Source organism: Pseudomonas rhodesiae (genome assembly GCF_007858255.1).
Taxonomy (GTDB): domain Bacteria; phylum Pseudomonadota; class Gammaproteobacteria; order Pseudomonadales; family Pseudomonadaceae; genus Aquipseudomonas; species Aquipseudomonas rhodesiae.
This window is the reverse complement of sequence record NZ_VFEU01000001.1, coordinates 394,315-416,636: the sequence shown is the minus strand read 5'-3', so window position 1 is coordinate 416,636 and position 22,322 is coordinate 394,315. Positions and strand designations below refer to the sequence as shown.

Here is a 22,322-nt window from a genome sequence, read left to right as displayed (position 1 = left end):
CATGGGCAAAGGCGCGGTATTATGCCTGCTTTGTCCGGCGGCATGAAAAGCCTGCCCGTCGGATGTCGTTCAAGGAATCCCTATGTCGCCCTGGCTGACGGTAGTAGGCATCGGTGAAGACGGCTTCAAGGGGCTGGGCAGGAACGCCCGGCACGCCCTGTTGCGCGCCTCACGGATAATCGGCGGGCAACGCCAGTTGGATCTGTTGCCGATGTGTATTCGAGGCGAGCGGCAATTATGGCCGAGCCCGTTTTCCCTGGAGCCGGTGTTGGCGCGGCGCGGTGAGCCTGTGTGCGTGCTGGCCAGCGGCGACCCGATGTTCTACGGCGTAGGGGCCAGCCTGGCGCGGCAAGTGGCCGCACAGGAGTTGCTGATCTTGCCGGCGCCGTCGTCGGTGTCGTTGGCGGCGGCGCGGTTGGGCTGGCCGTTGCAGGACGTAGTGACGCTCTCCGTGGTGGCGCGCTCGTTGGCGGCGCTTAACGCGCATCTGGCCAGCGGCGTGCGGTTGTTGGTGTTGAGCAATGACGGTCGCAGCCCTGCCTTGATCGCCTCGCTATTGGCTGAGTCAGGCTTTGGACCTAGCCGGTTGAGCGTGTTCGAACACCTGGGCGGGGCGCAGGAACAGCGCATCGATGGGTTGGCGCAGGCGTGGCAACACACATGCGTGGCCGATTTGAACCTGGTTGCCATCGACTGTGTGGCGGATGCCACGGCGCCGCGCCTGTCACGCCTGGCGGGGTTGCCCGATTCGGCGTTCCAGCACGACGGCCAACTGACCAAGCGCGACGTGCGCGCCATGACCCTCGCCCGCCTCGCCCCCATGCCCGGCGAACTGCTGTGGGATGTGGGCGCGGGCAGCGGCTCCATCGGCATCGAATGGATGCGCGCCCACCCCAGCTGCCGCGCGCTGGCGATCGAGGCCGATGAAGGCCGCCAAACCCTGATCGAACATAACCGCGACGCCCTTGGTGTACCCGGCCTGCAACTGATTCGTGGTAAAGCGCCGGACGCGCTGCAAGGCCTTGAAGCCCCGGACGCGATCTTCATCGGCGGCGGCGTCACCCGCGACGGCGTACTCGATACCTGCTGGCAACACCTACGCCCCGGCGGCCGACTGGTCGCCAACGCGGTCACTCTGCAAAGCGAAATAACCCTGATGAACTGGCGCGCCCGGCACGGCGGCGAACTGACGCGCATCCATGTGGCCCAGGCCCAGCCGTTGGGCGACTTCGATACCTGGCGCCAGGCGCTGCCGATCACTTTGCTCGAAGTGATCAAGCCACTATGAACAGGATTCTGCTGCTGGGGGGTGTGACCGAGGCCCTCGCCATTGCCCGCACATTGGGCCCGCAGCACACCTACAGTTTGGCGGGGGTGGGGCGTGTGCCGACCGATCTCAGCTGCCAAGTGCGTGTCGGTGGTTATGGCGGCGCTGAGGGCCTGGCGCAGTTTGTCCGTGATGAAGGAATCAGCCTGATCCTCGACGCGACCCATCCCTATGCGGCGCAGATAAGCCGTAACGCCGCCGAGGCTGCGCGGTTGAGTGGCATCCCTTGCTGGGCCCTGCGCCGTCCGGCGTGGCAGCCGCAGGCCGGTGATGACTGGCGCGAAGTGAGTGACTGGGCCGAGCTGATCGAAGCCCTGAAACCCTTCAAGCGCCCGCTCTTCACCTTGGGCCGCGAACCGTTGCAGCACCTCGACGAAATCCCCGCCGAGCAATTCTGGACACTGCGCGCATTGGATGTGTACCCCGGCAATGATCGCTGTGAAGTGATTGGCGCACGCGGGCCGTTTCTGCTCGAAGATGAACGCGCGCTGTTTGAACGGCGTGGGATCGATGTACTGATCAGCAAGAACAGCGGCAGTGCCGCCACCGAGCCGAAGCTGGAAGTGGCGCGGGAACGCGGGGTGCCAGTGCTGGTGTTGAAGCGGCCAGTGTTGGCGGCGGTGGACCGAGAATTCACAGCCGTGTCAGCGCTGCTACAGGCAATACACACTCGTGGAGCACCACAAACCTAATGTGGGAGGGGGCTTGCCCCCGATGGCGATAGTTCAGCCAGCAAATCAGCGACTGACACAACGCTATCGGGGGCAAGCCCCCTCCCACCTTGTTTGTTGTGGCGTTAGCGGCTTGTGGCTATCGCCTGTCCGACACCACTGTGCACACGATCCGCCAGTCACTGCGCCAGTTTGATCAACTGCGCAACGCCGAGCAATCGCTACTCAGCGCATTGGCCGAGGCGAGTGCTTCGCTGAGGTTGACCAACAGGTCTCCGGTGCTGATGCCAGCGGCTACGGTAAACAGACGCCGATACCACCCGAACGGTCGCCGATTTTTACCCCGCCTTAAATGCAGAATCCACCTACAGACACTTCCGAGCCAGCTGGCTGGCTCAGCCAAAAGCCCCCGCCCTAACCTCCCGTTTCGCGGTTTTGCGTCAGCGCCCGCGAGGGGGGGCACGCCGTTTCGACAACGTGTCACAGCTTGCCAACTTGTATCCTGAGGAATACGATCCATGACAATCGAGTTCAATGAAACCATTGAGTTTGCCAACTGGCTGGAAGCTGTTCGGGACCCGTTCGTAAAAGTTCGTGTGGTCAAGAGAGTGCGAATGGCTGAAGCCGGAAATTTTGGCGACTGCGAATCAGTGGGGGATGGAGTGTTTGAAATGCGGATCCATTACGGCCCTGGGTATCGCGTTTACTTCACCCGCCGAGACGAAGTGGTTTATCTATTACTAATCGGCGGTGATAAATCAACACAGAGCAGAGACATCAAACGAGCAAAGCAAATTGCGATAAATTTTGGTAGTGAGGAATAAATTATGAGCGAGTCCTTTTCCCGCTTCGATGCGGCAAAATATCTGAAAACCCCTCTGGAAATGGCTGCATATTTAGAGACCTGCTTTGAGGATGATGCTGGCGATGGTCTATTGATTCGCACCGCTCTCAACGACATCGCCCGCGCCCAAGGCATGACCCAAGTAGCCCGCGACGCCGGCCTCGGCAGAGAAAGTCTGTACAAAGCCCTCTCCAACAGTGGCAATCCCGAGTTCGCGACTATCATGAAAGTCATGAAAGCGTTGGGCCTCAAGCTGCACGCCACAGTGATCTGATAGCACTGCGACACCAAACCACACCGCCGCTTTTTACTTATCCCCGCCGATCAGGCTAAATACCGGCCTGATCGTTTAACCCTACGGATTTTCCGCCATGGCCCGTCAACGCTTTGCAATCGTCTGGATCGCCTGCTTTGCAGTGCTGTTCAACGCGTTTGCCATGCCGCTGGCCGGAGCGATGCAGCAGTCCAAGGACCCTGTGCAGCAACTGCTGTGGGGTAGTTTCTGTTCATCCAATGGCGCCAGCCTCAAGACTATCGAACTGGGCAAACTGGAGATTCCGGCACCGCAGCCGGACGATCATTCCACCATGCAGCATTGCTGGTGTTGCTCGGGCTCACCTTCGTTGGTGGCATTGCCGGGGCATGTGCCGCAGTTGTATGTGACGCGCTTCGAGCCGCTACAAAGCCTATCGCCGCCGTTATTGCAGACCCCCACCCCGCGCCAACAATGGCCGAGCCTCAACCCCCGCGCCTCTCCAACGGTCTAGTTTTTTCGCAAGTGAACTGCGTTTAGAACCGTTCTGGAGAACTGCCATGCTCAAATCTTCCCTGCTTCTGGCCGCGTTGCTGCTGCCGGTGTTCAGTGCTGCCAATGCTCAAGACTACAAGGCCGGCGACCTGCTGGTCAGCGATCCCTGGTCCCAGGAGTTGCCACCCAATGCGCCCACCGTCGCGGCGTATTTCGTGGTGCATAACACCGCAGAAACACCGGACCGCCTGCTCAGCGCCGAGACGCCAGTGGCGCAAGAGGCGCAGTTGCACGAGCACGTCATGCAAGGCGCCCTGATGAAAATGCAAAAGGTGCCCAACGTGGCCGTGCCGGCCAAAGGCGATCTGACGTTCGCGCCCATGGCCTACCATGTGATGTTGCTGGGCCTCAAAGACCGCAGCCTGCTGGCCGATGGCAAACAGTTCCCGCTGACCCTGACCTTCGAAAAGGCCGGCAAGGTCGAGGTGCAAGTGTCAGTGCAGAAAATGCCGCCCATGGCCAGTCACGAGCACCAGCACCCGCAATAGGCTGAAGCTCGATGGGCGCCCCTCGCGCCAGGTTGTCTCCCCGCCGCCGTGTAACACGCGGCAGTTGGATCAGCCTGTTCGCCATGCTGATGATCTTTATCGGCCCGCTGATTTCCCAAGCGATGCCGATGGATCATCACGCCGGTATGTCCATGGCAATGCCCATGGAGATGCCCGCTGACCACGGCGACTCCCATCATCCCAAGGCCCCTAGCGAGCACCACGCGCTGTGGGCCAAATGCGGCTACTGCGAGCTGCTGTTCAGTTGCCCGGCCCTGCCCGGCAACGCGTCCTTCGTGGCCGTCGGCGCCCCACCGCCGGCCAACGCCCTCACCCCCGCCACGCGCCTGGGCCATGCCCGGCAGAGCATCTTCCCCGGCGCCCGCAGCCGTGCGCCGCCCATCGCAACGTAAGCACTCAACCCCGTTACTTCACCCCGGCCGACTTTAGATAGACAGCCGCAGGCTGCTGGCCGTGTTGTTTACGATTGATTGATGGAATTTGTCATGTCCAGGTTTTCTGCTGACTCCCGTTTGGGAAGCACCCCCGTGTTCGCCGTTCTGTGCGGCGCACTGTTGGTTCCGATGGCCCACGCCGACGAACATGAATTGAGCCCCACGGTGATCACCGCAATCGCCCCCAGCTCGCCGCTGACCGTGGTCACCAACCCCAAGGATCCCCGTCAACCGGTGCCCGCCAGCGATGGCGGCGACTACCTCAAGACCATCCCCGGCTTCGCCCTGGTACGCAACGGCGGCACCAATGGCGACCCGGTGCTGCGCGGCATGTTCGGTTCGCGCCTGAATATCCTCACCAACGGCAGCATGATGCTCGGTGCCTGTCCCGGTCGTATGGATGCGCCCACCTCCTACATCTCGCCGGAAACCTACGACACTCTCACCGTGATCAAAGGCCCGCAAACCGTACTCTGGGGCCCGGGCGCCTCGGCCGGCACGATCCTGTTCGACCGTGAGCCTGAGCATTTCGGCGAACTCGGCACGCGTCTCAACGCCAGTGTGCTGGCCGGCTCCAACGGACGCTTCGACAAGGTCATCGATGCCGCCGCCGGCGGGCCGTTGGGCTACGTGCGAGTGATCGGCAACCAGGCCCACGCCGATGACTACAAGGACGGCCATAACGACACAGTCGCCTCGCGCTATGACAAGTGGAACGGTGACGTTGCGGTGGGTTTCACCCCCGACGCCGACACCTTGCTGGAACTTACCGCTGGCCGTGGCGACGGCGAAGCGCGCTACGCCGGGCGCGGCATGGACGGTTCGCAGTTCCTGCGCGAGAGCCTGGGGCTGCGCTTCGAAAAGTCGAATATCGGCGAGGTGCTGGATAAGGTCGAAGCCCAGGTTTACTACAACTACGCCGACCATGTGATGGACAACTACAGCCTGCGCACGCCGTCGGGCACCGGGATGATGGCCGGCCCCATGGCCTCCAACGTCGACCGACGCACCCTCGGTGCCCGCATCAAGGCCACTTGGCGCTGGGCCGACGTGCAGTTGATCGGCGGCCTGGACGCCCAGACCAACGAACACCGCCAACGCAGCAGTATGGGCATCGACACCTACAAAAACCTGCCGCGCGACAAGGACGCCGACTTCCACAACTACGGCGTGTTTGGCGAACTCACCTGGTATGCCGCCGACCGTGATCGCCTGGTCAGCGGCGCGCGCCTGGACCGCGCCTCGGCCAAGGACTTTCGCCAGACCACCGGCTCGGGCATGAGCAAACGCGCCAACCCCACCGCCGACGAGACCCGCGCCGACACTTTGCCGTCGGGCTTTATGCGCTATGAGCACGACCTGGCGGACAGCCCCACGACTGTCTACGCCGGGCTCGGCCATTCGCAGCGTTTCCCGGACTACTGGGAGCTGTTTTCGCCCAACACCGGCGCGGTCGGTTCGGTGAATGCATTCGAGGGTGTGAAGCCGGAGAAAACCACCCAGCTCGACGTCGGCGCGCAGTACAAAACCGACACGCTCGAAGCCTGGGCATCGGGCTACGTCGGCCAGGTGCGCGACTTTATCCTGTTCGATTACAAGCCCGGCATGATGGGCACCACCTCCCAGGCACGCAATGTGGACGCACGCATCATGGGCGGCGAACTGGGCGCGGCTTACAAATTGACCCAGCACTGGAAAGCCGATGCGACCCTGGCCTACGCCTGGGGCAAGAACAGCAGCGACGGCCAGGCCCTGCCGCAAATGCCGCCGCTGGATACCCGCCTGGGCCTGACGTACAGCGAGGATAACTGGAGCGCCGGAGCCCTGTGGCGGGTAGTCGCGGCGCAAAACCGCATCGACCAGAACAAAGGCAATGTGGTCGGCAAGGACTATGACAAGAGCGGCGGGTTTGGCGTGTTCTCGCTGAACGGGGCTTATCGCATCAATAAAAACTTCAAAGTCAGCACCGGCGTCGACAACCTGTTCGGCAAGGCCTACGCCGAGCACCTGAACCTGGCCGGCAACGCCGGGTTCGGCTACCCGGCGAGCGATCCGCAAGCCCTCAAGGAGCCGGGGCGCACGCTCTGGACCAAGGTGGACATGAGCTTCTAAAAGCATCAGGGCAAGCCCCCTCCCACATTTTGAGATGCGCACCCAATGTGGGAGGGGGCTTGCCCCCGATGGCGGTACATCTGAAACAAAAAAAACAAAGCCTTGCGGAGCCCCTGATGAGCACTCAAAAAGTTTCCTTCTACAACCTGGCCTGGCGCTGGCATTTCTACGCCGGCCTGTTTGTCGCTCCCTTTATGGTGCTGCTGGCCCTGACCGGCATCATCTACCTGTTCAAACCCCAGCTCGATCCGCTGATGTACGGCGACCTGCTCACGGTGCAAAGCGCCGAACACGCGCTGAGTGCCGACGAGCAACTGCAACGGGCCCAGGCGGCCTTTCCCCAGGGCAAGATCAGCAAATACCTACCGCCGGCCACCGCCACCAGCAGCGCACAGTTTGTGATGCGCAACGATGGCCGCGAAGTGACGGTGTTTGTCGACCCCTATCGCGGCACCGTGCTCGGCGAGCAGGACGCCCAATACAATCTGCAAGCCATCGCCCGTGCATTGCACGGTGAATTGATGATCGGCACCACCGGCGATCGCTTGGTAGAACTCGCCGCCGGTTGGGGCGTGATGCTGGTGGTGTCCGGCCTGTACCTGTGGTGGCCGCGCGGCAAGTCTTCAGCCGGCGTGCTGTGGCCACGTCTCGGCAGTCGCGGGCGGCTGTTCTGGCGCGATCTGCACGCGGTGGTGGGCTTCTGGGGTGCGGCGTTTCTGCTGGTGATGCTGCTCAGCGGCATGACGTGGACCGGCTTCTGGGGCAAGCAATACGCCGAGCTCTGGAACCGCTTCCCCGCAGCGATGTGGAACGACGTGCCGCAGTCCGATCAGCAAGCGCGGGCACTCAACACCGCGACGCAACAGACCGTGCCCTGGGCCATGGAAAACACGCCGATGCCGATGTCCGGCGACCATGCTGAACACATGAATCACGGCGCCATGCATTCGGGCCCGGCCGCGCCGACCGTGCGCCTGCAACAGGTGGTCGACCTGGCCACCGCGCGCCAGGTCGAGCCCGGCTACAGCATCACCTTCCCCACCACCGCCGACGGCGTTTTCACCATCGCCGTGTTCGCCGACGACCCGCGCAACGACGCGACCCTGCATGTGGATCAATACACCGGCAAGGTCCTGGCCGACGTGCGCTGGGCGCACTACAACCTGGTCGCGCGGGCCACCGAGACCGGCGTGATGCTGCACGAAGGCAAGATGTTCGGCTGGGTCAACCAACTGCTCGTGTTGCTGATCTGCCTGATGATCCTGCTCAGCGCGGTCAGCGGCGTGGTGATCTGGTGGAAGCGCCGGCCCCAGGGCGGGGTCGGGGTGCCGCCATTGCGCCATGACCTGCCGAAGTGGAAAACCGCGATGGCCATCATGCTGGCGCTGGCGATCATCTTCCCCTTGGTGGGCGCCTCGTTGATTGCGGTGTGGGTGTTGGATCGCCTGGTGCTGTCGCGGTGGTTCGGGCAAGGCCAATCGGCGCGCCCATGACACAAGCCGGGGCCAACGCACCAGTGCAGTGCCGGCCCCGCACCACGGCCAGGTTCAGGCGCCGATTCGGTGCAGAGCCTGGCCGCCAGCGCGGTGTGAGCGCCGTATTCACTCGTTAGGGCAAGCAGGCACAGCCCTTGCAATCACCGGAGTATCTGTCCAACAACAACACTTGGGTACTCGGAGATCGCACCATGAAGCGTCGCAGCTTGATCAAGGCTTTCACTCTTTCGGCATCCATTGCCGCCATGGGCATGACTTGGACCGTCCAGGCCGCCGAGACCATCAAGGTCGGCATCCTGCACTCGCTGTCCGGGACCATGGCTATCTCCGAAACGTCGCTTAAGGACATGGCGTTGATGACCATCGACGAGATCAACGCCAAGGGTGGTGTGAACGGAAAAATGTTGGAGCCTGTGGTGGTTGACCCGGCGTCGAACTGGCCGCTGTTCGCTGAAAAAGGTCGGCAGTTGCTGACCCAGGACAAAGTCGCCGTGGTGTTCGGCTGCTGGACTTCGGTGTCGCGCAAATCCGTATTGCCGGTGTTCGAGGAACTCAACGGTCTGCTGTTCTACCCGGTGCAGTACGAAGGCGAAGAGATGTCACCGAACGTGTTCTACACCGGTGCCGCGCCGAACCAGCAGGCGATCCCGGCCGTTGAATACCTGATGAGCGAAGAAGGCGGCGGCGCCAAGCGTTTCTTCCTGCTCGGCACCGACTACGTGTACCCGCGCACCACCAACAAAATCCTGCGCTCGTTCCTGCATTCCAAAGGCGTAGCGGATAAAGACATCGAAGAGGTCTACACCCCGTTCGGCCATGCCGATTACCAGACCATTGTCGCCAACATCAAGAAGTTCTCGGCCGGCGGCAAGACTGCCGTGATCTCCACCGTCAACGGCGACTCCAACGTGCCGTTCTACAAAGAGCTGGCCAACCAGGGCCTCAAAGCGACCGAAGTGCCGGTAGTAGCGTTCTCTGTGGGCGAAGAGGAACTGCGCGGCATCGACACCAAGCCGCTGGTGGGCAACCTCGCCGCCTGGAACTACTTCCAGTCGGTGGAGAACCCGGTGAACCAGAAATTCGTCGCCGACTGGAAAGCCTATGCGAAGAAACACAACCTGCCGGGCGCCGACAAAGCCGTGACCAACGACCCGATGGAAGCCACCTACGTGGGTATCCATATGTGGGCGCAGGCGGCGGAGAAAGCCAAGTCCACCGACGTCGACAAAGTGCGTGAAGCGCTGGGCGGCCAGACCTTCGCCGCGCCGTCGGGCTTTACCCTGACCATGGACAAGACCAACCACCACCTGCACAAGCCGGTGATGATCGGCGAGATCCAGGCCGACGGGCAGTTCTCGGTGGTGTGGCAGACCCAGGAGCCGATTCGAGCACAGCCGTGGAGCCCATACATCCCAGGCAATGACAAAAAGCCGGACTATGCGGTGAAGAGCAACTAAGCCCCGCCACAGGCCAACTGTGGGAGGGGGGCCCCGATAGCTGAGTGTCAGGCACTGCATGTGCTGACTGATACGCCGCCATCGGGGCAAGCCCCCTCCCACACGATCAGGACATTTTGTATGCCCACTGCCCTGCACCGTTTCATCGTCACAGCCTTGCTGTTGCTGCCTTTGGTGGTACACGCCGGCGATGCCGAAGACTTCCTGGCCGCCAACCCGACGCAACAGGCCAAGCTGTTGCAGGACTGGGCCGCCAACCCCGACCCTGCGCGCATCGAGCTGGTGGACGCCCTGCAACAGGGCCAACTCACCGTCAATGGCGAAACCAAGACCGTGCGTTTGAACAATCGTCTGCGCGGCTTGATCGATAACGTACAGGCCAGCCAACAACTGCTGGCCGCCGACCCCAAAGTGCGTCTGGCGGCTGCGCAAACCCTGCAAAAAAGCGCCCAACCGGCGCAATTGAAATTTCTCGACCAGCAGGTCGCCGCCGAAACCAATGAGGACGTTCACACCGCCCTCAGCCTGGCCCTGGCCAACCTGCAACTGGTCGACGCCGACCCGGCGATACGCCTGGCCGCCGTGCGCCTGCTAGGCAGCACCGGCGACCCGCTGGCGCGCACGCGCCTGGAAGCGCTGCTGGCGCCGGGCGTGGAAACCGACGCCGCCGTGCATACCGCCGCCGAAACCAGCCTGGCCCAAGTCAAACGCAAACTGATGCTGGGTGAAATCCTCGGCCAGGCGTTCAGCGGTATGTCCCTGGGCTCGATCCTGCTGCTGGCCGCCCTCGGCCTGGCGATCACCTTCGGCCTGCTCGGCGTGATCAATATGGCCCACGGCGAGATGCTGATGCTCGGCGCCTATTCCACCTATGTGGTGCAGTTGCTGATGCAGCGCTACGTGCCCGCGGCCATCGAGTTCTACCCCTTGATCGCGTTGCCGGTGGCCTTCTTTGTCACCGCCGCCATCGGCATGGCCCTGGAACGCACGGTGATTCGTCACCTGTACGGTCGACCGCTGGAAACCCTGCTGGCCACCTGGGGCATCAGCCTGATGCTGATCCAACTGGTGCGCCTGGTGTTCGGTGCGCAGAACGTCGAAGTGTCCAACCCGGCATGGCTGTCCGGCGGTATTCAAGTACTGCCCAACCTGGTGTTGCCGTACAACCGCATCGTGATCATCGCCTTCGCGCTGTGCGTGGTGGTGTTGACCTGGCTGCTGTTGAACAAGACGCGCCTGGGGCTCAACGTGCGTGCCGTGACCCAGAACCGCAACATGGCCGCCTGCTGCGGCGTACCCACCGGGCGTGTGGATATGCTCGCGTTCGGCCTGGGTTCCGGCATCGCCGGCTTGGGCGGTGTCGCACTCAGCCAGATCGGCAACGTCGGCCCGGACCTGGGCCAGAGCTACATCATCGACTCGTTCCTGGTGGTTGTACTCGGCGGCGTCGGCCAACTGGCCGGTAGCGTCATGGCCGCCTTCGGCCTGGGCATCGCCAACAAGATTCTGGAACCGCAGATCGGCGCGGTGCTGGGCAAGATCCTGATCCTCGCGCTGATCATTCTGTTTATCCAGAAACGCCCGCAAGGACTCTTCGCACTGAAAGGACGGGTGATCGACTGATGAACCAGCCATTGATGCTCACGGCCACGCAAAAGGCCGGCCCCAAGGTGACCATCGCCGTGGGCGCGGTGATCCTGGCGCTGCTGCTGGCGTTGCCATTGCTGTCGCTGTTGCCGGTGGACAACGCCTTGCACGTATCGGCCTACACCCTGACCCTGGTGGGCAAAATCCTGTGCTATGCCATCGTCGCCCTGGCCTTGGACTTGGTGTGGGGTTACGCCGGGATGCTGTCCCTCGGCCACGGTTTGTTCTTTGCCCTGGGCGGTTACGCGATGGGCATGTACCTGATGCGCCAGGCTGCCGGCAGTGAGCTGCCGGCGTTTATGACCTTTTTATCGTGGACCGAATTACCCTGGTATTGGGCCGGCACCGATCACTTTCTCTGGGCCTTGTGCCTGGTAGTGCTGGCGCCGGGGTTGCTGGCCCTGGTGTTCGGGTTCTTCGCCTTTCGCTCGCGAATCAAGGGCGTGTATTTCTCGATCATGACCCAGGCCCTGACCTTTGCCGGCATGCTGCTGTTCTTTCGCAACGAGACCGGCTTTGGCGGCAACAACGGCTTCACCAACTTTCGCAGCATCCTCGGCTTCGGCATCACCGAGCCGGGCACGCGGGCGGTGTTGTTCCTGGCCACGGTGCTGTTGCTGGTGGCGAGTCTGTTCATCGGCTGGCGCCTGGCGCGCAGCAAGTTCGGCCGGGTGCTGACCGCCCTGCGCGACGCCGAGAACCGCCTGATGTTCTGCGGCTACGACCCACGCGGGTTCAAGCTGTTCGTGTGGGTGTTGAGCGCGGTGCTGTGCGGCCTGGCCGGGGCGCTGTATGTGCCGCAGGTGGGCATCATCAACCCCAGCGAAATGTCGCCGACCAACTCTATCGAGGCCGCCGTGTGGGTGGCCCTGGGCGGGCGCGGCACGCTGATCGGTCCGCTGCTGGGTGCCGGGGTGGTCAACGGCATGAAGAGCTGGTTCACCGTGGCCTTCCCGGAATACTGGCTGTTCTTCCTCGGGGCGCTGTTCATCATCGTCACCCTGTACCTGCCCAAGGGCGTGATCGGGCTGCTGAAGAAATGAGGAATGTGATGCTTGAACCTATTCTCGATGCGGGCAGCGGCCGCGACGCCATCGGCTTGGGCCAGGTGGCCGGCAAGGGCCTGAACACCCGCCATGGCACCATCCTGACCCTGGAAGATATCAGCGTGAGCTTCGATGGTTTCAAGGCGCTCAACGACTTGAACCTGTACATCGGCGTCGGCGAACTGCGCTGCATCATCGGCCCCAACGGCGCGGGCAAAACCACGCTGATGGACGTGATTACCGGCAAGACCCGCCCCAGCCACGGCAATGCCTGGTTCGGCGAAACCCTGGACCTGACCAGCCTGAGCGAAGTGCAGATCGCCCAGGCCGGCATCGGTCGCAAGTTCCAGAAACCCACGGTGTTCGAAGCTCTCAGCGTGTTCGAAAACCTGGAGCTGGCGCAAAAGACCGACAAGTCGGTATGGGCCAGCCTGCGTGCGCGCCTGAGCGGCGAACAAAAGGATCGTATCGATGAAGTGCTCGACACCATCCGCCTCAGCGCTTCGGTGCATCGCCCGGCCAGGCTGCTGTCCCACGGCCAAAAGCAATTCCTGGAAATCGGCATGCTGTTGATGCAAGACCCGCAGTTGCTGTTGCTGGACGAACCGGTGGCCGGCATGACCGACGCCGAAACCGAATTCACCGCCGAACTGTTCAAGGGCCTGGCGGGCAAGCATTCGCTGATGGTGGTGGAACACGACATGGGCTTTGTCGGCGCGATTGCCGACCACGTGACGGTGTTGCACCAGGGCAGCGTGCTGGCCGAAGGATCGCTGGAGCAGGTGCAGGAAAATGAACGGGTGATCGAGGTGTATTTGGGACGGTGATACATCGGCCAGCTTCGAGCCTAAAGCTTCAAGCGGCAAGTTAAAGCAAAGCAGGCATCCGCCCGCTCTTACTTGCAGCTTGAAGCTTGAAGCTTGAAGCTTGCCGCTTAACGCCAACTAACGGAGTTCGTTGATCATTCCCACGCGGAGCATGGGAACGATCATTGGGGAGAATTGAACATGCTGCAAGTCGACAAGCTGCATCAGTACTACGGCGGTAGCCACATCCTGCGCGGGCTTACGTTTGACGTGAAGATCGGCGAAGTGACCTGCCTGCTCGGGCGCAACGGCGTGGGCAAGACCACCCTGCTCAAGTGCCTGATGGGGTTGCTGCCGGCCAAAGAAGGCGCGGTGAATTGGGAGGGCAAGCCGATCACCGGGTTCAAGCCCCATCAGCGCGTACACGCCGGGATCGCCTATGTGCCTCAGGGCCGGGAGATTTTCGGGCGGCTGACGGTGGAAGAAAACCTGCTGATGGGCCTGTCGCGATTCCCCGGCGCCGAGGCCAAGGAAGTGCCCGCGTTTATCTATGAACTGTTCCCGGTGTTGCTGCAAATGAAGCATCGTCGTGGCGGTGACTTGTCCGGCGGTCAGCAGCAGCAATTGGCAATCGGCCGCGCCCTGGCCAGTCGCCCACGCCTGTTGATCCTCGATGAACCCACCGAGGGCATCCAGCCGTCGGTGATCAAGGAGATCGGCGCGGTGATCAAAAAACTCGCGGCCCGGGGCGATATGGCGATCCTGCTGGTGGAGCAGTTCTACGACTTTGCCGCCGAGCTGGCCGACCAGTACCTGGTGATGTCACGTGGGGAAATCGTCCAGCAAGGCCGTGGTGAAAATATGGAAAGCGAAGGTGTGCGCGGCCTGGTAACCATCTAATCTGTTGCGACCTCACGAAAAGCACGCCGTTATGAACCTGCCCGTTTCCCCTGCCCTGTTCACCCCCAGCTGGCACGCCGCGCTGGAGCTAGGCTACGCGCGCTTCGGCGACACCACGCGCCCGGTGATGCGCCGCCACCTCGGCCCGCTGCGCGTGCAAAAGCATCTGTATGCCGAAGGCCCCGAGGTGTGCCAGCACATCATTGTGCATCCACCGGGCGGCATTGCCGGCGGCGACCGCCTGGACATCAGCGCCCACGTCGCCGAGGGCGCCTGGGCACAACTGACCAGCCCCGGCGCGGCCAAGTGGTACCGCGCCAGCGGCCCGGCGTTTCAGCAACTGGCGCTGACGGTGGAGGCCGGCGCCACGCTGGAGTGGCTGCCCCAGGAAACCATCGTGTTCAGTGCGGCCCAAGCCGAACTCACCACGCGCATCGACCTGCACGGCGATGCCCGGCTGTTCTATTGGGACGTGGTTGCGCTGGGCCGCCCGGCCAGTGACGAACGCTTCGACCTTGGGCACTTTCAATCGCACTTGGATATCCGCCGCGACGGGCAGTCGCTCTGGCATGAACGCCAACGCATCGTCGGCGGCGACGGGCTGCTGGATTCGCCCATCGGCCTGGACGGGCAACCGGTGTTCGCCACGTTGCTGGTGACGGGCGATATCGACCCTGAGTTATTGGAACGTTGCCGCGCGCTGCCCCACGCCGTGCGCGGCGACCTGACCCAATTGCCCGGCTTGCTGGTGGCCCGCTGCCTGGCCAGCGAGGCGTTGCTGGCGCGGGGATGGTTGATTGATGTGTGGCGGCTGTTGCGCCCGGCCATATTGGGCCGAGAAGCGGTATCACCGAGAATCTGGAGCACATGAAGATCAAAAATGTGGGAGGGGGCTTGCTCCCGATAGTGGCGTGTCAAGCAGAGCATTTTTCACTGACCCACTGCTATCGGGGGCAAGCCCCCTCCCACACTTAATCTTCACTGTATTTACGAATGTATTTCACGACGGACTGAACCATGGACCTGACCCCACGGGAAAAAGACAAACTGCTGATCTTCACCGCCGGCTTAGTTGCCGAGCGCCGCCTGGCGCGTGGGGTGAAGCTCAATTACCCGGAAACCATCGCCTACATCTCCGCCGCCTTGATGGAAGGCGCCCGTGATGGCCGCACGGTGGCCGACCTGATGCACTACGGCACCACCCTGCTGAGCCGTGAACAAGTGATGGAAGGCATCCCGGAGATGATCCCGGATATCCAGGTGGAAGCCACTTTTCCGGACGGCACCAAGCTGGTCACCGTTCATCAACCGATTGCCTGAGGCACGCTCATGATTCGTGATGCAACTGAAAAGGACCTTCCCGCCATTCGCGATATCTACAACGACGCGGTGCGCAACACTACGGCGATCTGGAACGAACAACCGGTGGACCTGGCTAACCGCCTGGCGTGGTTCAACGCGCGCCAGGCCCAGGGTTACCCGATCCTGGTAGCGGTGGAAAACGACGAGGTGACGGGCTACTCCTCGTTCGGCGACTGGCGACCATTCGAAGGTTTTCGCTACAGCGTCGAGCACTCGGTGTACGTGCGCAACGACCAACGCGGCAAGGGCCTTGGCCCACGCTTGATGGAAGTGCTGATCCAACGAGCGCGCAGCGCCGGCAAGTACGTGATGGTCGCCGCCATCGAAAGTGGCAATCAGGCCTCGATCCGCCTGCACGAACGCCTGGGCTTCGTCACCACCGGGCAAATGCCGCAAGTGGGCATCAAGTTCGGCCGCTGGCTGGACCTGACCTTTATGCAACTGGCCCTGAACCCCGGCGCCGAACCGCCCAAGGAGTGAGATCGATGAGTGCTGCGCAAATCCGTCGCGTCAATGCGGAGAGTTTCGCCCATTACCGCCAGGGCTTGAGTGAACTGCTGTTGGACGCTGTCAGTCACGGCGCGTCGGTGGGTTTCATGGCCGACTTCGATGACGCCCAGGCGCGCAGTTACCTCAACGGCGTGCAGGCGAGCCTGCAAGACGCCAGCCTGTTGCTGTGGGTGGTGGTGCGCGACGAGCAGGTGATCGCCAGCGTGCAGTTGGCGTTGTGCCAGAAAGCCAACGGCCGCAATCGCGCCGAAGTCCAGAAGCTACTGGTGCACAGCAGCGCCCGCCGCCACGGCCTCGGCCAGCAATTGATGAACGCCCTGGAACTCGCCGCTCGCCAGCACCGGCGCGGCCTGCTGTACCTGGACACCGAAGCCGGCTCGCCGGCCGAAGCCTTCTACCAGTCGCTGCGCTACACCAAGATCGGTGAACTGCCCGACTACTGCCAAAGCCCGGACGGGCGCTACAGCCCGACCGCCATCTACTACAAGACCCTGGGGCAACCTGCATGATTCCTGGTGAATTTCAGATCCAGCCCGGCGAGATCGAACTCAACGTCGGCCGCCGTACCGTCACCCTGAGCGTGGCCAACAGCGGCGACCGGCCGATCCAGGTGGGTTCGCATTACCACTTTTTCGAAACCAACGACGCGCTGACCTTTGACCGCGCCGCCAGCCGTGGCATGCGTTTGAATATTCCGGCGGGTACGGCGGTGCGGTTCGAGCCGGGGCAGAGCCGTGAGGTCGAGCTGGTGGATTTGAGCGGCGGTCGGCGGGTATTCGGGTTTGCCGGGCGGATCATGGGCGACCTTTAGGGCCTCATCGGGGGCAAGCCCCCTCCCACAGGGGAACGCATTCCAAAGGTGGGAGGGGGCTTGCCCCCGATAGCGATTTCACATTCAACACAAATATTTCAGGGCACACACATGAAAATCAGCCGCCAAGCCTACGCCGATATGTACGGCCCCACCGTCGGCGACAAGGTCCGCCTGGCCGACACCGAGCTGTTCGTCGAAGTGGAACAGGACTTCACCGTGTACGGCGAAGAGGTCAAATTCGGTGGCGGCAAGGTGATCCGCGACGGCCAGGGCCAGAGCCAGTTGCTCGCCGCCGAGGTGGTCGACACCTTGATCACCAATGCATTGATCATCGACCACTGGGGCATCGTCAAGGCCGACGTGGGCCTCAAGAACGGGCGCATCCACGCCATCGGCAAAGCCGGTAACCCGGATATCCAGCCCGGCGTGACCATGGCCATCGGCGCCAGCACTGAAGTGATCGCCGGCGAAGGCATGATCCTCACCGCCGGCGGCATCGACTCCCATGTGCATTTCATTTGCCCGCAGCAGATCGAAGAAGCCCTGACCAGCGGCGTCACCACCATGATCGGCGGCGGTACCGGCCCGGCCACCGGCACCAATGCCACCACCTGCACCTCGGGGCCGTGGCACCTGGCGCGCATGCTGCAGGCCAGCGATTCGTTCCCAATGAACATCGGCTTTACCGGCAAGGGCAACGCCAGCCTGCCGGGCCCATTGATCGAACAGGTCAAGGCTGGCGCCATCGGTTTGAAGCTGCATGAAGACTGGGGCACCACCCCGGCGAGCATCGACAACTGCCTAACGGTGGCGGACGACTACGACGTGCAAGTGGCGATCCACAGCGACACCCTCAACGAGTCCGGTTTTGTCGAAACCACCCTCGCCGCGCTCAAGGGTCGCACCATCCATACCTACCACACCGAGGGCGCCGGCGGCGGCCACGCGCCGGACATCATCAAGGCGTGCGGCTTCCCCAACGTACTGCCCAGCTCCACCAATCCGACGCGGCCGTTCACCCGCAACACCATTGACGAGCACCTGGACATGTTGATGGTCTGCCATCACCTGGACCCCAGCATTGCCGAAGACGTGGCCTTCGCCGAAAGCCGCATCCGCCGCGAAACCATCGCCGCCGAAGACATCCTGCACGACCTCGGCGCGTTCTCGATGATAAGTTCCGACAGCCAGGCTATGGGCCGCGTCGGCGAAGTGATCACGCGCACCTGGCAAACCGCCGACAAAATGAAAAAGCAACGCGGCGCCCTGCCCGGCGACGGTCCGGGCAACGACAATTTCCGCGCCAAACGCTACATCGCCAAGTACACCATCAACCCGGCGATCACCCATGGCATCAGCCATGAGGTGGGCTCCATCGAAGTGGGCAAATGGGCCGACCTGGTGCTGTGGCGTCCGGCATTTTTCGGGATCAAGCCGACGCTGATCCTCAAGGGCGGCGCGATTGCCTCCAGCCTGATGGGCGATGCCAACGCTTCGATCCCGACCCCGCAACCGGTGCACTACCGCCCGATGTTCGCCAGCTTTGGCAGCTCATTGCACGCCACCAGCCTGACGTTTATCAGCCAGGCGGCGCTGGACGAGGGGCTGCCCGAAGCGCTGGGTTTGAAGAAACGCATCGGCGTGGTCAAGGGCTGCCGTGATATGCAGAAAACCGACCTGATCCACAACGATTACCTGCCGGAGATCGACGTGGACCCGCAGACCTATCAGGTCAAGGCGGACGGGCAATTGCTCTGGTGCGAACCGGCCGATGTGCTGCCGATGGCGCAGCGTTACTTCCTGTTCTGACCGTTCATCGGCACAGGCCTGCAGGGCCAGTGAATGAAGCACGCGTATGGCGCTACGATGCGCCACGCGCTTTCATCGTTCTGGAAACCTGGCCATGCGTTTATCCGAATTCATCGTGTTACACGCCGAGCAGATCGTTGATGAATGGGAGCTGTTCGCCCAGACCCTGACACCCGCCGCCGACACCCTCAACCGCACACAATTGCGCGACCACGCCCATTCGATCCTGCTGGCCGCCGCCCGTGACATGAACACCCGCCAAAGCGCCAGCGAACAAGCCGCCAAGGCCAAGGGCGAAGGCCCGGAGAAAACCCCCAGCCTGGATCAAGCCGCCGCCAGCCATGGCGAGCTGCGCCATACCGTGGGCTTTGACCTGGTGCAGATGACCTCCGAGTTCCGCCATTTGCGCGCCTGCGTGATCCGGCTGTGGGTCGACAGCGTGCAAACCCCGCAACGGGCAGACCTGCAAGACATGATCCGCTTCAATGAAGCCATCGACGAAGCCCTGGCCGAGTCCACCGCAGCCTACGCCGAACAAGTGGCGCGCTCGCGGGACATCTTCCTGGCGATCCTCGGCCACGACCTGCGCGCGCCGTTGCAGGCAGTGAACATGTCGAGCGAGATGCTGTTGCGCAAGGCCCAGTTGGATAACCAGGGGTTGAGCCTGCTGGGCAATATCCGCAACGGCGCGCGCCACATGGGGGCGATGGTCAGCGACCTGCTGGAGTTCGTACGCAGCCGTTTGGGCAGCAGCCTGCCCATCGACCCCAAACCCATGAGCCTGGCGGACGCCGCGCGCGAGGCCATCGACGAGGCGTGCGCAGGTCGCCCGGAATGCAACCCGGCCCTGATCATCCATGGCGACACCCACGGTCAGTGGGACCGTGGCCGCGTCGACCAACTGCTGCAGAATCTGATCGGCAACGCCTTGCAGCACGGCACCCACAGCCAGGCGGTGACCCTGACGCTCAAAGGCACGGCGGACAGCGTGGAATTGCGCATGCACAACTACGGCCCGCCGATCCCCGAAGCCGCCCTGGGCACGGTATTCGACCCACTGGTGCGCAGCGCCAATGAGGAACCGGGCAGCACGTCGACCAGCCTGGGGTTGGGTTTGTTTATCGTCAAGGAAGTGGTGCTGGCCCATCGGGGCAGCATTGAAGTGACGTCCAGCGAGGCGGACGGCACCACCTTTACCGTGGTGCTGCCGCGCTCGCTGTGACGGTCCCGCGCCGGGGCGGGTTTAGACGTTTTCGCGCGGGTTGAAGTTGGCCTTCTTGGCCAGCGCCTGCCACAGCGCGATGGTTTCGTCGTCGGCCTGCTTAGGCATCACTGCCTTGAGCTGCACGTAGAGGAACCCGCGCTGCCCGGCCTTGTTCATCAAACCGTGCCCCTTAACGCGCATGCGCTGGCCGTTCTGGCTGCCGGCCGGCACTTTGAGGTTGATCCTGCCGGTCAAGGTCGGCACCGCGACTTCCGCGCCCAACGCCAATTCCCACGGTGCCAGCGGCAAGTGGGTGATCAGGTTTTCGCCGTCCACTTCGAACTTGGGGTGCGGCGCGAACTTGATGATCAGGTACAGATCGCCATTGGGCCCACCGGCCACGCCGGGCGCACCTTGCCCCTTGAGGCGGATACGCTCGCCGTCGGTGACGCCGGCGGGGATCTTCACGTTCAGGCTCTTGGTGGTGTTGCTGACATGCCGGCCCGAGGCGTCGTATTGCGGCACCTGGAAGCTGATCTGCTTGGACTCGGTGGACAGCGTCTCCTCAAGGAATACCGAAAGTTGCATCTCCACGTCCTGGCCCTTGCGCGCTGCGGAGCGGCGCTGGCCGCCGCCAAAAGCGTCGCCACGGGAGCCGAAGATCGAACTGAAGAAGTCCGAAAAATCGCCCGCGTCCTGGCCGCCACCAAAGCCGCCACGGCTCTGCCAGCCCGGTGGCCCCTGGAACGGCTGACCATGCTGGCCATACTTGCGCAGCTCGTCGTATTCGGCGCGCTTATCCGCGCTTTTGAGCGCTTCATAGGCTTCGGACGCGTCCTTGAACTTGGCTTCGGCGTCTTTTTCCTTGCTCACATCGGGGTGATATTTGCGAGCCAGCTTGCGATAGGCGGTCTTGATTTCCTTGTCATCGGCCGTCGGCTCGACACCCAGAATCTTGTAGTAGTCTTTGAAATCCATCGGCGGTTCACCATCCTCTCATCGGGATCGCACAGCCCAGGGCACAAGGTGCGATGCTTTGCACTTGTTGAGTCTTATGGCCTGGGGGTGCGTCAAAGTGTTATCGGCGCTAGCCGTATGCAACAGATGTGGGGGCAAATCGGCGACTTTCAAGCGTGATTTAACAGATAGTCGGCCTACGCATCGGCTCTGGACTGGCATACACTGCGCGGCCGTTTTTCGACCGGAACCCGATAGACATGAAAAACCCATCCCCAGCCCGTGCCTGCGGCATCGACTTCGGCACGTCCAACTCCACCGTCGGCTGGATCCGCCCCGGCGAGGAGACGCTTATTGCGCTGGAGGACGACAAAATCACCCTGCCGTCGGTGGTGTTCTTCAACTTCGAGGAGCGTCGCCCGGTCTACGGTCGCCTGGCCCTGCACGAATACCTGGAAAACTACGAAGGCCGGCTGATGCGCTCGCTCAAGAGCCTGCTGGGTTCCAAGCTGATCAAGCACGACACCAGCGTATTGGGCACGGCGATGCCGTTCACCGACCTGCTGGCGCTGTTTATCGGCCAGCTCAAGAGCCGCGCCGAAGCCAACGCCGGCCGCGAGTTCGAAGAAGTGGTGCTGGGGCGCCCGGTGTTCTTTGTCGATGACGACCCGCTGGCCGACCAGGAAGCGGAAAACACGTTGGTAGATGTGGCCCGCAAGATCGGTTTCAAGGACATCTCGTTCCAGTACGAACCGATTGCCGCAGCGTTCGACTACGAATCCACCATCGAAAAGGAGGAGCTGGTGCTGATCGTCGACATCGGCGGCGGTACGTCCGACTTCTCGCTGGTGCGCCTGTCACCGGAGCGTCGCCACAACGACAACCGTCACGATGACATCCTCGCCACCGGCGGCGTGCACATCGGCGGAACCGACTTCGATAAGCAACTCTCGCTGGCCGGCATGATGCCGCTGTTCGGCTACGGCAGCCGCATGAAGAGCGGCGCCTACATGCCCACCAGCCACCACATGAACCTGGCGACCTGGCACACCATCAACTCGGTGTACTCGCAAAAATCCCAGTTGGCCCTGGGCAGCATGCGCTACGACATCGAAGACACCGGCGGCATCGACCGCCTGTTCAAGCTGATCGAACAGCGCGCCGGGCACTGGCTGGCGATGGAAGTGGAAGAAACCAAGATCCAGCTGACCCACGACGACAATCGCCATGTGCCGCTCGACCGCATCGAGCGTGGCTTGAGCGTGGACCTGAGCCGCAGCTTGTTCGAGTCAGCCATCGACGGGCTGCTCGAACGTGTACGTGGCAGCGTGACTCAACTGCTCAACGATGCCTCGGTCAGCGTGGCGCAGGTAGACACCGTGTTCTTCACCGGCGGCTCCAGCGGCATCCCGGCACTGCGCCACAGCATCGCGGCGATGTTGCCGAATGCGCGGCATGTGGAAGGGAATATTTTCGGCAGTATCGGCAGCGGGTTGGCGATTGAGGCGAGTAAGCGCTACGGCTGCTGAATTTCACCTGGGATACCGAGGTGTGTTATCGGGGGCAAGCCCCCCTCCCACATTTTGATTTGTGAACGCATTCAAAGGTG

At 62.6% G+C, this 22,322-nt stretch carries 23 protein-coding genes and 1 pseudogene; 22 read left to right on the top strand and 2 right to left on the bottom strand.

Features of this window, described 5'->3' with window-relative positions; translation table 11 throughout:
* The first annotated feature begins 82 nt into the window (after nucleotides 1-82).
* Entirely contained in the window at nucleotides 83-1,288 is a 1,206-nt protein-coding gene (locus tag FIV35_RS01785; protein WP_034136697.1) for a bifunctional cobalt-precorrin-7 (C(5))-methyltransferase/cobalt-precorrin-6B (C(15))-methyltransferase, read from the top strand.
* Complete coding sequence (locus FIV35_RS01780; RefSeq protein ID WP_034136696.1) at nucleotides 1,285-2,019, top strand: cobalt-precorrin-6A reductase; 735 nt, start codon at nucleotides 1,285-1,287, stop codon at nucleotides 2,017-2,019. Before FIV35_RS01785 ends, FIV35_RS01780 begins: the two co-directional genes overlap by 4 nt.
* Before the next feature lie 158 nt (nucleotides 2,020-2,177).
* Here the strand turns inward: FIV35_RS01780 and FIV35_RS30215 are convergent.
* Nucleotides 2,178-2,356: pseudogene (locus FIV35_RS30215) on the bottom strand (DUF6124 family protein).
* A gap of 160 nt (nucleotides 2,357-2,516) precedes the next feature.
* On the opposite strand from FIV35_RS30215, the gene FIV35_RS01775 reads away from it, so the two are divergent.
* The 19 genes from FIV35_RS01775 to FIV35_RS01685 all read left to right on the top strand — a co-directional run bounded on the left by FIV35_RS01775 (nucleotide 2,517) and on the right by FIV35_RS01685 (nucleotide 19,774).
* Complete coding sequence (locus tag FIV35_RS01775) at nucleotides 2,517-2,822, top strand: type II toxin-antitoxin system RelE/ParE family toxin (RefSeq protein ID WP_034095668.1); 306 nt, start codon at nucleotides 2,517-2,519, stop codon at nucleotides 2,820-2,822.
* A gap of 3 nt (nucleotides 2,823-2,825) precedes the next feature.
* Entirely contained in the window at nucleotides 2,826-3,116 is a 291-nt protein-coding gene (locus tag FIV35_RS01770) for an addiction module antidote protein (protein WP_034136695.1), read from the top strand.
* Between the two features lie 97 nt (nucleotides 3,117-3,213).
* Nucleotides 3,214-3,609: a DUF2946 domain-containing protein gene (locus FIV35_RS01765; protein WP_034136694.1), complete on the top strand. Its 396-nt coding sequence runs from the start codon at nucleotides 3,214-3,216 to the stop codon at nucleotides 3,607-3,609.
* Nucleotides 3,610-3,655: 46 nt separating this feature from the next.
* The gene (locus FIV35_RS01760) at nucleotides 3,656-4,138 is read left to right on the top strand and encodes a copper chaperone PCu(A)C (protein ID WP_034136693.1); all 483 of its coding nucleotides are present in this window, start codon (nucleotides 3,656-3,658) and stop codon (nucleotides 4,136-4,138) included.
* 11 nt (nucleotides 4,139-4,149) lie between these two features.
* Entirely contained in the window at nucleotides 4,150-4,551 is a 402-nt protein-coding gene (locus FIV35_RS01755; protein WP_034095664.1) for a DUF2946 domain-containing protein, read from the top strand.
* 93 nt (nucleotides 4,552-4,644) lie between these two features.
* Entirely contained in the window at nucleotides 4,645-6,705 is a 2,061-nt protein-coding gene (locus FIV35_RS01750) for a TonB-dependent copper receptor (RefSeq protein WP_034136692.1), read from the top strand.
* A 116-nt stretch (nucleotides 6,706-6,821) separates the two neighbouring features.
* On the top strand, nucleotides 6,822-8,198 hold the full coding sequence (locus FIV35_RS01745) for a PepSY-associated TM helix domain-containing protein (RefSeq protein WP_034136762.1): 1,377 nt from the start codon (nucleotides 6,822-6,824) through the stop codon (nucleotides 8,196-8,198).
* 194 nt (nucleotides 8,199-8,392) lie between these two features.
* Nucleotides 8,393-9,658, top strand: coding sequence for an urea ABC transporter substrate-binding protein (gene urtA / locus FIV35_RS01740; RefSeq protein ID WP_034136691.1), 1,266 nt, complete (start codon nucleotides 8,393-8,395; stop codon nucleotides 9,656-9,658).
* Nucleotides 9,659-9,778: 120 nt separating this feature from the next.
* Entirely contained in the window at nucleotides 9,779-11,281 is a 1,503-nt protein-coding gene (urtB, locus tag FIV35_RS01735; protein ID WP_034111567.1) for an urea ABC transporter permease subunit UrtB, read from the top strand.
* Nucleotides 11,281-12,348: an urea ABC transporter permease subunit UrtC gene (gene urtC, locus FIV35_RS01730; RefSeq protein ID WP_034095660.1), complete on the top strand. Its 1,068-nt coding sequence runs from the start codon at nucleotides 11,281-11,283 to the stop codon at nucleotides 12,346-12,348. Before urtB ends, urtC begins: the two co-directional genes overlap by 1 nt.
* Nucleotides 12,345-13,178 carry an urea ABC transporter ATP-binding protein UrtD gene (gene urtD, locus FIV35_RS01725; protein ID WP_034136690.1) on the top strand — a complete coding sequence of 278 codons (834 nt, stop codon included), beginning with the start codon at nucleotides 12,345-12,347 and terminating at the stop codon, nucleotides 13,176-13,178. The genes urtC and urtD overlap by 4 nt, the downstream gene beginning before the upstream one ends.
* A 180-nt stretch (nucleotides 13,179-13,358) precedes the next feature.
* Complete coding sequence (gene urtE, locus FIV35_RS01720; RefSeq protein WP_034136689.1) at nucleotides 13,359-14,057, top strand: urea ABC transporter ATP-binding subunit UrtE; 699 nt, start codon at nucleotides 13,359-13,361, stop codon at nucleotides 14,055-14,057.
* Nucleotides 14,058-14,088: 31 nt separating this feature from the next.
* Entirely contained in the window at nucleotides 14,089-14,928 is an 840-nt protein-coding gene (locus FIV35_RS01715; RefSeq protein WP_034136688.1) for an urease accessory protein UreD, read from the top strand.
* A 146-nt stretch (nucleotides 14,929-15,074) separates the two neighbouring features.
* A complete protein-coding gene (ureA, locus tag FIV35_RS01710; RefSeq protein WP_003171437.1) occupies nucleotides 15,075-15,377 on the top strand; it encodes an urease subunit gamma in 303 nt (100 codons plus the stop codon).
* Between the two features lie 9 nt (nucleotides 15,378-15,386).
* Nucleotides 15,387-15,899, top strand: coding sequence for a GNAT family N-acetyltransferase (locus tag FIV35_RS01705; RefSeq protein ID WP_034136687.1), 513 nt, complete (start codon nucleotides 15,387-15,389; stop codon nucleotides 15,897-15,899).
* A 5-nt stretch (nucleotides 15,900-15,904) separates the two neighbouring features.
* The gene (locus tag FIV35_RS01700) at nucleotides 15,905-16,438 is read left to right on the top strand and encodes a GNAT family N-acetyltransferase (RefSeq protein ID WP_034136686.1); all 534 of its coding nucleotides are present in this window, start codon (nucleotides 15,905-15,907) and stop codon (nucleotides 16,436-16,438) included.
* Nucleotides 16,435-16,740, top strand: coding sequence for an urease subunit beta (locus FIV35_RS01695; protein ID WP_034111559.1), 306 nt, complete (start codon nucleotides 16,435-16,437; stop codon nucleotides 16,738-16,740). The genes FIV35_RS01700 and FIV35_RS01695 overlap by 4 nt, the downstream gene beginning before the upstream one ends.
* Before the next feature lie 111 nt (nucleotides 16,741-16,851).
* Nucleotides 16,852-18,552: an urease subunit alpha gene (gene ureC, locus FIV35_RS01690; protein ID WP_034136685.1), complete on the top strand. Its 1,701-nt coding sequence runs from the start codon at nucleotides 16,852-16,854 to the stop codon at nucleotides 18,550-18,552.
* A 94-nt stretch (nucleotides 18,553-18,646) separates the two neighbouring features.
* Nucleotides 18,647-19,774 carry a sensor histidine kinase gene (locus tag FIV35_RS01685; protein ID WP_034136684.1) on the top strand — a complete coding sequence of 376 codons (1,128 nt, stop codon included), beginning with the start codon at nucleotides 18,647-18,649 and terminating at the stop codon, nucleotides 19,772-19,774.
* 21 nt (nucleotides 19,775-19,795) lie between these two features.
* On the opposite strand, the gene FIV35_RS01680 is transcribed toward FIV35_RS01685, so the two are convergent.
* Entirely contained in the window at nucleotides 19,796-20,734 is a 939-nt protein-coding gene (locus tag FIV35_RS01680) for a DnaJ C-terminal domain-containing protein (RefSeq protein ID WP_034136683.1), read from the bottom strand.
* A 239-nt stretch (nucleotides 20,735-20,973) separates the two neighbouring features.
* On the opposite strand from FIV35_RS01680, the gene FIV35_RS01675 reads away from it, so the two are divergent.
* Nucleotides 20,974-22,242, top strand: a complete 1,269-nt coding sequence (locus FIV35_RS01675) for an Hsp70 family protein (RefSeq protein WP_034095650.1) — start codon at nucleotides 20,974-20,976, stop codon at nucleotides 22,240-22,242.
* Nucleotides 22,243-22,322: the final 80 nt, after the last annotated feature.